This is a genomic window from Butyrivibrio sp. WCD2001, assembly GCF_000424485.1.
In the GTDB taxonomy this organism is placed as follows: domain Bacteria; phylum Bacillota; class Clostridia; order Lachnospirales; family Lachnospiraceae; genus Butyrivibrio.
Genome location: NZ_AUJZ01000037.1, coordinates 1 through 9,061, shown reverse-complemented (window position 1 = coordinate 9,061; position 9,061 = coordinate 1). Strand labels below are relative to the sequence as shown.

Below are 9,061 nucleotides of genomic sequence, written 5' to 3'. Positions count from 1 at the left end.
CCTCCCGCCGTGATAGTCTGCACTGGTTCATCATCATGATTTATAGGCGAAGTAAAACCGCTCCCCGTCTTTCTTACTCGCTTGTTTATATCTTGAAGACATCTGTCTGATGGAATCCTATACTTCATAAGCTTGGATGCCATATTGTCTCCAGAGAAAGCCTTACCATAGGGTTCTCTGACTTTTTCAAATGGTATAGGCTTTGTATCAAAGTTCATCACCAGTTTTTTGTAGTTAAGATCTTTCCTATGAGCAATAAAGAAAACTCTCTCCCTCTTCTGCGGTACTCCCATACGTGATGCATTTAACAGGAAAATCTGTACATCATATCCTGCATCATTAAAGGCCTTTACTATAAGGTTTACCCATCCTTTGGCATTACCTGTTATAAGTCCCTTTACATTCTCCGCTATGACCACCTTAGGCTTTAGTTTCTTTGCTACTTCAATAAAATAGAGGAACAGGTCATCAAGCCTCTGCTTTGCCTGTCCCTCTCTAAAGGTCTTTTCTACATTCCAACCATTTTCTCTACTTCCCGCCATTGAAAATACAGAGCAAGGTGGTGAACCATCTAAAACATCAAGGTTTTTAAGTTCATCTTGAATTTCTTCATCAGGTATCTTCACAAAATCCCTTATATCCATGAGATAACTGAACTTTGGATGATGATTCGTTTTATATAGATTCATCATATCAGGATCTATCTCACAGTTACCAAGCACCTGATACCCTGCAAGCTTGTATCCCATAGATGAACCACCGCCGCAACTGAAGCAGGAAAAAACACTGCATCCATTCTTAGGTCTTGTAGCTAAATCTTCCAATCTCCATTTCCATGGAAAATCAGTTGAACTTAAAGCCACACGCTGGGCATTCATATTTGAACTCTTCATCACCAAAAGCCTCCGTATCATACTCGGTAGAACCTGTTGCAGTTCTTTCCGCTCCGGTCTCCACTGTGAGATCTTCAGCCATACCAAAGAAATCAAATCCTTCAAGGTCTACGCCTTCAAGTTCAACTTCCAATTTCATCAGATCCCATGTTGCTTTCTCACCTGTTTTGTTATCCAGGTATCTGTATTTCTTTTTCTGCTCCTCTGTAAGTCCATCACACATAAGGCAAGGCACTTCTTCATAACCAAGTGATTTCAACGCCTTATAACGTGTATGGCCTGCAAGGATGACCTTTTCTTCATCAACAACTATAGGAGTAATGTAGGTGCACTGTTTAATACTTTCAGCTACTACATTTACTGCATCATCATTCTTTCTTGGATTGTTCTCATATGGAATAATCTCATCAATCTTCAAAGCCTCTAGCTTCATACTTCAAACACCTCCCCACAACACGGACAGGTCTTTGCTTTCTTCTCTGTACCGTTCTTATTTTCTTCATCAGCTGATCTAGCCGGCTGACCGAAATCATATCCCTGAAAGTCCACATCAGACAGTTCTTCTGATAATTTCTTCTGATCCCAGTAAGCAAACTCTGCTGTCTTATTATCGTAAAGCCTATATTTCTTTTTCTGTTCCTCAGATAAACCACTTGCAACAATCACATCACACTCTTTATATCCAAGCTTTGTAAGTGCCTTATAGCGCGTATGACCTGCAAGAATCACACCATCTTCATCTACAATGATAGGTGAGATATATGAGCATTGTTTAATACTCTCGGCAACATCATCCACCGCATCATCGTTTATCCTTGGATTATTCTCATAAGGATGAATATCCTTAAGTTTCCTTTTAATGTATTTCATTTTAGTTACCCTTTCTTAGCCATCAGCAGATGTTCCATAAGGTCATCATGCGGATTAGCACCGCCATATTCTACAGAGCAATTGTCTTTTACAATCTGATAAATCTGATACCAGCACTGATTCACCTGTTTTAGATAAGATTGGCTCATCACCACATAAGGACTAGTAATAGCTGCACCCGTTGTAGGATGCTTGCCCAAGAAACCATACTCCGAAATCATGGTCTCACACTGTACCCACCTTGATACAGACATTGCATACTGTTCTATCAATTGAGTATTTACAAATCTGTCACAGCCTCTTTCCTTCAGCCACAGATATGTGCTTCTAAAGACATCTTCTGCACAAAGCTTTACTCCGCTTTTCTGATCAGCCTTAAGAAAGTCTTTTACAGGAGGAACATTTTCACCTTTGAAATCAGCAGCTTCAGGAAAAACAAGTACAGGCCCTGTACCTCCCTGCGTGACTTTCTCAGCTAAAGCCTTTGGCTTTCTACCCGCGCCAACTCTGGCTCCTCCTCTGGCTGTTCCGTCTTTAGCCATATTTTCTCCTTTGATTTTTCAAAATCTTTAATACCCCGTTTGAATTCCAATTTTTATGTATGAAGCCCCGGCCCGTTCCCACGCTTACTGGGTTTTCAGGATTCATACCGCCCCTCCCTACCTATGTTTCACACCATGCTCACTATGTATACGTGAGTGGCAGGACTTACATAGAGATTGAAGGTTGTCAAAATCGTTTGTACCACCTTCAGCAAGAGGCTTCTTATGATGTACATGTTCCATCGGAACCATAAATCCTTTCTCATAACACAGTTCACAGTATGGATGTGCTTTAGCATAGATATCTCTGATCTTTTGCCAGCTTCTTCCATACCGTTGTTTAGTAGCAGGATCTCTTTCATACTTTTCATAACGTCTTCCTGCTATCTTTTTATGTTCCTCACAATACTGTCCACCTTCTTCAGCAAGTCTCGGACAGCCATTCCATGCACAGCCTCGTCTTGGTTTTCGTGGCATCGTATTTCCTCCATAAAGAAAGCCCCACAGGTCATTATCCTGTGAGGCTTCACATTTTTTCTGATTCTATAATAGCACAATATGCCCTTGGACATCTCTGGACAAAAGCGGACAAAGTAGGACATTTTGGGCGTTTTTATATTGTAATAGGATTATCCGGTAGAATTACATGCTGAAGAGCATTCCCATGCCACCTTCGAACTGTCCTTGCATCTGCATTCAGTTCTGTTCCAATCTGTTCCCAGGTATAGTTATGTACATATCTATACTTCAGAACCATTCTCTCATCGGTATCCTTAACTGAAGATATGATGTCCCGGATTTCTCTTTTCAGCTTCATCAACAGTTCAATCTCCCTGTTGATACGTTCTTCTAACTCTATTATCTGCTCCATTGTCCTAACAAAGGCTGCATCATTCTTCTTAGAAGTCTGAACCCTTTCTGAAAGCTGTGGGGTTGTAACACTTGAAGTCATTTCATGAAGTGCTGCAACTTCTTCCAGATCACTACTAATCTTCTGATCCAAACGATAAGCCTGATGTAAGTAATCCTTTGGTGTCATGCTGAATCTCCTCCCCTTTGTTATGTTTTCAGATTTGCTTTAACTGCATTTATCAAAGCATCCTGAGTCTTTTCTTTTTTGCGTAAGGCTGTCATGACCTGCTCATCAATCGTATCCTTTGCGACTATATGATGGATGACAACCGTATCTTTCTGCCCCTGCCTATGTAATCTCGCATTAGTCTGCTGATAAAGTTCAAGACTCCATGTAAGTCCATACCATATGAGTACCGAGCCTCCTGATTGCAGGTTTAATCCGTGGGAGGCTGACATAGGTTGTATGATTGCTATTGGTACTTTGCCCTCATTCCAATCCTTTATGTCTGCCGAAGTGTTGATTTCTCTAACCTTGAACCTTTCCCTAATCCTTTCAGCATCATGTTTGAACCAATATGCTACAAGAACATTCTTACCATTAGCCTGTTCAATAAGGTCTTCAAGTGCATCAAGCTTCTTATCATGGATAGCTATGCTGTTGTTCTCATCATCATATATAAAGCCACTTGCCATCTGTAGAAGCTTACCGGAAAGAACCGCTGCATTAACAGCATCTATTTCCTTGCCTTTTACATCAGCTACCATGTCATCCCTGAACTTTTTATATATGGCCATCTCTTTCTCATCCATCGTTACATATACTTCATTGATGATGCACTCAGGAAGGTTAAGATAGTCACATGACTTCATCGATATGGTTATGTCACCAATCTTCTGATAGATTGCTTCTTCTGCTCCAGGTCGAAGCTTATAAGAATAAACAATCTGTCCATTTCTCTGGTCTGGTGAAAAATAACAATCCCTGAACCTTGTAATATATCTTCCAAGCCTCTCACCCATATCAAGTACTCTGAACTCTGCCCACAGATCCATGAGTCCGTTGCAGCTAGGTGTTCCTGTAAGACCGACTATCCTTTTTACAAAAGGTCTTACTTTCAAAAGACTCTTAAAACGCTTTGCCTGATTTGATTTAAAGCTTGATAACTCATCAATCACTATCATCTGGAAGTCGAAAGGTATCATGCTCTTGTTTACAAGCCAATCAACATTCTCGCGGTTTATGATGTAGACATCTGCTGCCTCTTCAAATGCTCTCCTACGTTCTGCTTCAGAACCCACCGCTACAGAATACTTAAGTCCTTTAAGAAAGTCCCACTTTTCTATCTCCGAAGGCCAAGTATCCCTCGCAACTCGCAGCGGTGCAATTACAAGCACTTTCCTTATAAGGAACTGATCAAGACAAAGGTCAAAGATAGCTGACAAGGATATCACACTCTTACCAAGACCTAAGTCCAAGAATACTGCAGCTATTGGATGCGTTAGTATGAAGTCAGTTGCATATTTCTGATATTCATGTGGCTCGTATCTCATCAATGACTCCTCCTATCTGTGATGGATGGTCTACGCAGTATACATGAAAGCCTAGACTCTCCAGTTGCTTCTTTCTTCTTATCTGTAGTGGTCTCATCACTTCTCCTGGTGCCTTAAGTTCTACAAAAGCCATATGTCCTCCCGGAAAAAGTACTAACCGGTCTGGCACACCATTTAAACCTGGACTAACGAACTTAGGGGCTAAACCTCCAGCTTTCTTGACTTCTTCCACTAATCTTCTCTCAACATATTTTTCTCTCATCTGTCACAAGAGACACAAAATCACAACCTCTCCCTTATATTCTTTACGCGCGTGTGTGCACATGTTTTTACCTATGACTTTTAGAAAAACTCGATTGAATATAAGGGAAAAAGTTGTGTTGTGTGTGTCACCTCCTTAGTTAGTTTTCTGGTAAATTCGCTGTCTGCCGTATATAGGCTGCCGCCTGATTGTACTGGTGCGTTCCCATCCGGGAATCTGCGACATCATGGCAGCAATAACATAACTGTCAGATGGTTTGAGTTCCTGAAGACTCTTTCCAAAGCACTCACACCATATCTCAGCATTGCTGACCTCTGTCCTTTTGGTCTTGCCATTATGCTCAGGCTTTCCGAACTCTGTGCCGTTCATATAATTCCTTCTCGCAAAGAGATCCATCTTGTCCCAATCATCAGGTAGTTCCGCATCAAGGTACTCTTCTATCATTCCGACACGCTCATCTGCCTCCATAGCACCAAGCTGCGCCTTCTCCGCTTCTTCAAGGACATCACCTTCCAAGAACAGCTTCTCACCTGACTTCCATATTTCCTTAGCCTCAGCCCAGAACTGTTCCCTGAAGTGTTCGTCAAAGTTCCACGTTTTCTTCTGCTTCTTCTGATGAACCTTTATGATCCAGAATCTTCTGTTGCCCGTGATATCACGCAGATATCCACGTTCTCCGTTGACAGTAGCTATGATTATGCACTGTCTTGGATGGCTCTCTACCACTTTTCCGTATGAAGGGCGGTACTTATCATCTGATGTTGAAAGGAAAGCCTTGACCTTCTCAATATCAGCTTTCTTCATGCCAGCAAGTTCTCCAATCTCAACAATCCAGAACCCCTGAAGCTTTTCAGCACCTGATTTGTCATCCATATCCGTAAGCGAAAGTGTCTCTGAGTAATAATCCGGTGTGACAAGGTCTTTGACTATGGTTGACTTACCAATGCCCTGATCACCATCAAGAACCGGCACACAATCAAACTTGATTCCCGGAACATATACCCTTGCAACAGCTGCTGCAAAGGTCTTTCTTGTAACTGTACGAACATACTCTGTATCATCAGCCTTAAGATACTTGATGAACACATCCTCTACTCTCTCAATGCCATCCCACTGTGGAAGTCCATTAAGATAATCCCTTACTGGATGGAAATGTCTGTCATCAGCGATCTTCGTAAATGCCACATCATGGTTTCTGCTTGTAAAAGGAAGATACCTGATATCAATGATTGACTTAAGCTGAGCCGTATCTGCATCCCTCCAGAACTGGTTTCCTTCCGGTCTGTCCCATGGAAGAGGCCCTGTGACCTGAATCCTGTTTGCCATCTCGTTATAAGCGAAGTTGGCAAAATCTGGATCATTTGCAAGGATAAGGTTCAGGTTATAAACACTGTTCTCGAGCATGCTTGTCTTTGGCTGATACTTAAGATGCTTTTTCCAATCATCGTCCGTGAAATCTGCCTCAGCTTCAGCAAGCTTTTCATTCGCTGCAAGCAGCTTCACATCATCCTGCTGCATGGCAAACTCGCACATTTCCTTAAAGGACTCCTTATCATCGACATCTCCGAACTTATGAATCCTGACAATATCGAAGGCATTACATAGCCTAAGATAAGCAGCATCCTTTGCATGATGGGAATATACGAACTTATCATCAATCACCTCAACTCCGGCAATACTACTTGCTTCTATAAGGTGATACCTGCTGCCGTTCTCAGTTCTTTCATAGACATCACTTAAGAAAGTATCTAGGGCAAGCGAAATCGGATAATAAACTCTGTTGAAAAGGCCCACCACTCCCTCTTTTGTAAGGGGATCCTGCACCTTCTGCTGCGTTATCTGATTAGCCTTGCTCTCACGTGATGAAGTAGGGAGCATGGTCGGATCTGTCCACTCAGGATGTGCGTTCAGAATCTCATCCGGATCAAGCCACTTCTTTTCTACTTCCTTATACACAAATACGCCGTTCTGCGGAGAGGACGGCCAGTACATAAGCTGATTGGGCTGATATGAACATTCATCAAAGAAATCCATTCCAAGCATCTGAGCAAGATACCTTGATACCGCAACGAACTCTTCTGAAGAGATGTCCCTTGTAAGTGGAAATATAAGCCTTACCCTTGGATTCTCTGGAGTATGGCTATGAGTTGAATAAAGGACAGACGTATAAGGCACATCTGCTTCATAGTTATCAAGAAATTCAGCATCGATGCGGTCGCCGTCCAATGTGATCATTGAACGAGCCTGCACCGTATCAATCTTTCTGCGCCCTCCAGCAAGAGTTCCGCCGACAAAACCCCCATGGTCTTTGGCTGCATCCCTCTGAGTCTTACCCATCTTTGCATACTCTTCAGCTGATTCCGTGGTACGTATGGTGACCTTAAGCCTTTCCTTAAGGTCATCGTACTTTATAGTTTTGTTCACCCACTTCTTAGCCTGTCGGCTGTTTCCATAGGCTATAGATAAATCCCGCATCATCAATACCTCCTGATTATTGGTGTCTCACCATGTTCAAACCTCGCCTGCCTTGCAATGCGATAAGCATGTTCCGTCTTAGCTTCATCCAGACTCCATAAGTAGCTAAGATCATCACCAAACAATGTGAATGTGCCACGCTTATCCACACCAGGGTAAGCTGCAAAGTAATCACCATCGATAGTCTCAAAGTTAAAATAATTTGGATAATTACCACAATCGTTATAAGCTACTCTCTGCAGGCTATCGATAATGTCATCCATGCTTTCGCCATCAGGTATATTTCCCACTACTAAAACTGCGGTATTTGATACTCCCAACTGGTTCTCATCAGGATAGCCTGCGTTATAGAATCTGTTTATCTTCTCTGCATCAATGTCATCCATAACACCTTTAACTTCTACATAGATGTCACAATCTCTTTTGAATAAACCATGATTGACAGTTACACCATGAAGCAAAAAGTCAGGAAGGTAACATAACCCATTTCCAAGATCATATCCTTCAGGTTCGTACTCCCAGCTGACACCACAATCATCAAAGAAAACTGCCCATCTTGCTTCCAGGCGGGAACGAAAACGATATCCCTTGTACTCTGTCTGTATTGCCCTAAGTCCATTCATAGCTACACCTCCCTCATCTCGCTGTCAAAAAAACGGATTTTCTGTCTACGCCTCTTGGCCACTTCAATCTCAGCCGCCATTCCTTCAGAAATGCTGTCTCCAAAAACCCAGAGTTCATCACACTTCCCAAGCAGGATAATGTCCATGAACATGGCAAGTTCCCTGTCCTCAGGATCATTGTCACTAAGAAACTGTGGAAACATAAGATGTGGCGCAAGTGGTATCTGCCCCTGTTCAAGAGCAAATCTGCAATATCGTCTTGCATTAAATGTGTTAGCTGTCACATCACCCGCATAGGCACTGGAAACATACACAAGAGGTCTGTACTTTTCATTGTTCTTCATAGCAATCTCCTTTCAAAAAAATTCCGAGGCAACCCTCTAAGTGGTAGCCTCGGCAGATGATTAAATCTGACGTTTTTTGAAATTCTCCTTCAATTTTTTCTCAGCTCTCTTTAGTTTCTGTGTTATATTGTTCTCATCTGCGCCTATTCTTGCCGCATAACTGCGTATTGACTCACCATTAATACGGACAGCAATAAAGGCATCCACCCACTCAGGTTTCTTTGAAAGAACTTGCCTTACCCACGTATACGGATCTGTTATTTCAGAACAATCTTCCTCAATTTCAATACCTTCGGTTATACAGAGATATTCCAAGATGTCGAACCCAGTATCATCTGGATCTCCCTGAATATATCCACGCTTTCCATCAAAGCGTTTACGCTTTGGAGTGCCATCAATATGGCGAGTCTCCTTGTGCCAGTTGTTGTAATCTGGCTTATTGAACTTCTCATCCCACTCTTTCTGAATTTTTTCTTCCTTCTCTTCTTCAGAAAGGTCATCACCCTCAAGCGACAGGCTAATCCACAACTCCTGTGTAGCCTCAGAATCAAGTTCGATTGTCTGCATCTCGTTCTCATAACGGATCTTTAATTTCATATGTCCACCTTTCTTGCCCTGGAAGGAAGCGGTGGACACATAAAGAAAG

At 42.2% G+C, this 9,061-nt stretch carries 12 protein-coding genes; all 12 read right to left on the bottom strand.

The genetic code is table 11. The features are described 5' to 3' along the window. A partial coding sequence (locus tag G630_RS22550; protein ID WP_049946285.1) for a DNA cytosine methyltransferase occupies positions 1-893 on the bottom strand: 893 nt, incomplete at its 3' end. Then, on the bottom strand, positions 844-1,326 hold the full coding sequence (locus G630_RS22545) for a ParB N-terminal domain-containing protein (RefSeq protein ID WP_049946284.1): 483 nt from the start codon (positions 1,324-1,326) through the stop codon (positions 844-846). The genes G630_RS22545 and G630_RS22550, both read right to left, overlap by 50 nt. Continuing rightward, positions 1,323-1,763, bottom strand: coding sequence for a ParB N-terminal domain-containing protein (locus G630_RS22540; RefSeq protein WP_049946283.1), 441 nt, complete (start codon positions 1,761-1,763; stop codon positions 1,323-1,325). Before G630_RS22540 ends, G630_RS22545 begins: the two co-directional genes overlap by 4 nt. Positions 1,764-1,768: 5 nt before the next feature. Then, positions 1,769-2,305 carry a P27 family phage terminase small subunit gene (locus G630_RS0117250; protein WP_026499312.1) on the bottom strand — a complete coding sequence of 179 codons (537 nt, stop codon included), beginning with the start codon at positions 2,303-2,305 and terminating at the stop codon, positions 1,769-1,771. A 117-nt stretch (positions 2,306-2,422) separates the two neighbouring features. Continuing rightward, on the bottom strand, positions 2,423-2,782 hold the full coding sequence (locus tag G630_RS0117240; protein ID WP_026499311.1) for an HNH endonuclease: 360 nt from the start codon (positions 2,780-2,782) through the stop codon (positions 2,423-2,425). A 136-nt stretch (positions 2,783-2,918) separates the two neighbouring features. Continuing rightward, positions 2,919-3,344 (bottom strand): DUF1492 domain-containing protein, encoded by a 426-nt coding sequence (locus G630_RS0117235; RefSeq protein ID WP_026499310.1) that lies wholly within the window; start codon positions 3,342-3,344, stop codon positions 2,919-2,921. 20 nt (positions 3,345-3,364) lie between these two features. Continuing rightward, positions 3,365-4,711, bottom strand: a complete 1,347-nt coding sequence (locus G630_RS0117230) for an SNF2-related protein (protein ID WP_026499309.1) — start codon at positions 4,709-4,711, stop codon at positions 3,365-3,367. After that, positions 4,692-4,973, bottom strand: a complete 282-nt coding sequence (locus tag G630_RS0117225; protein ID WP_026499308.1) for a VRR-NUC domain-containing protein — start codon at positions 4,971-4,973, stop codon at positions 4,692-4,694. The genes G630_RS0117230 and G630_RS0117225 overlap by 20 nt, the downstream gene beginning before the upstream one ends. 135 nt (positions 4,974-5,108) lie before the next feature. Continuing rightward, complete coding sequence (locus G630_RS0117220) at positions 5,109-7,451, bottom strand: virulence-associated E family protein (RefSeq protein WP_330363831.1); 2,343 nt, start codon at positions 7,449-7,451, stop codon at positions 5,109-5,111. Then, a complete protein-coding gene (locus G630_RS0117215) occupies positions 7,451-8,071 on the bottom strand; it encodes a hypothetical protein (protein ID WP_026499306.1) in 621 nt (206 codons plus the stop codon). Before G630_RS0117215 ends, G630_RS0117220 begins: the two co-directional genes overlap by 1 nt. Before the next feature lie 2 nt (positions 8,072-8,073). Then, positions 8,074-8,415 carry a DUF7768 domain-containing protein gene (locus tag G630_RS22535; RefSeq protein WP_049946282.1) on the bottom strand — a complete coding sequence of 114 codons (342 nt, stop codon included), beginning with the start codon at positions 8,413-8,415 and terminating at the stop codon, positions 8,074-8,076. Between the two features lie 60 nt (positions 8,416-8,475). Further along, on the bottom strand, positions 8,476-9,061 hold a 586-nt coding region (locus G630_RS0117205), incomplete at its 5' end, for a hypothetical protein (protein ID WP_242829959.1).

Bases quoted from the DNA above. Each gene is read 5' to 3' on its own strand.
- G630_RS0117230 (WP_026499309.1), bottom strand. From the start codon at position 4,711: ATGAGATACGAGCCACATGAATATCAGAAATATGCAACTGACTTCATA.
- G630_RS0117250 (WP_026499312.1), bottom strand. From the start codon at position 2,305: ATGGCTAAAGACGGAACAGCCAGAGGAGGAGCCAGAGTTGGCGCGGGT.
- G630_RS22540 (WP_049946283.1), bottom strand. From the start codon at position 1,763: ATGAAATACATTAAAAGGAAACTTAAGGATATTCATCCTTATGAGAAT.
- G630_RS0117215 (WP_026499306.1), bottom strand. From the start codon at position 8,071: ATGAATGGACTTAGGGCAATACAGACAGAGTACAAGGGATATCGTTTT.
- G630_RS0117220 (WP_330363831.1), bottom strand. From the start codon at position 7,451: ATGATGCGGGATTTATCTATAGCCTATGGAAACAGCCGACAGGCTAAG.
- G630_RS22535 (WP_049946282.1), bottom strand. From the start codon at position 8,415: ATGAAGAACAATGAAAAGTACAGACCTCTTGTGTATGTTTCCAGTGCC.
- G630_RS22545 (WP_049946284.1), bottom strand. From the start codon at position 1,326: ATGAAGCTAGAGGCTTTGAAGATTGATGAGATTATTCCATATGAGAAC.
- G630_RS0117235 (WP_026499310.1), bottom strand. From the start codon at position 3,344: ATGACACCAAAGGATTACTTACATCAGGCTTATCGTTTGGATCAGAAG.
- G630_RS0117240 (WP_026499311.1), bottom strand. From the start codon at position 2,782: ATGCCACGAAAACCAAGACGAGGCTGTGCATGGAATGGCTGTCCGAGA.
- G630_RS0117225 (WP_026499308.1), bottom strand. From the start codon at position 4,973: ATGAGAGAAAAATATGTTGAGAGAAGATTAGTGGAAGAAGTCAAGAAA.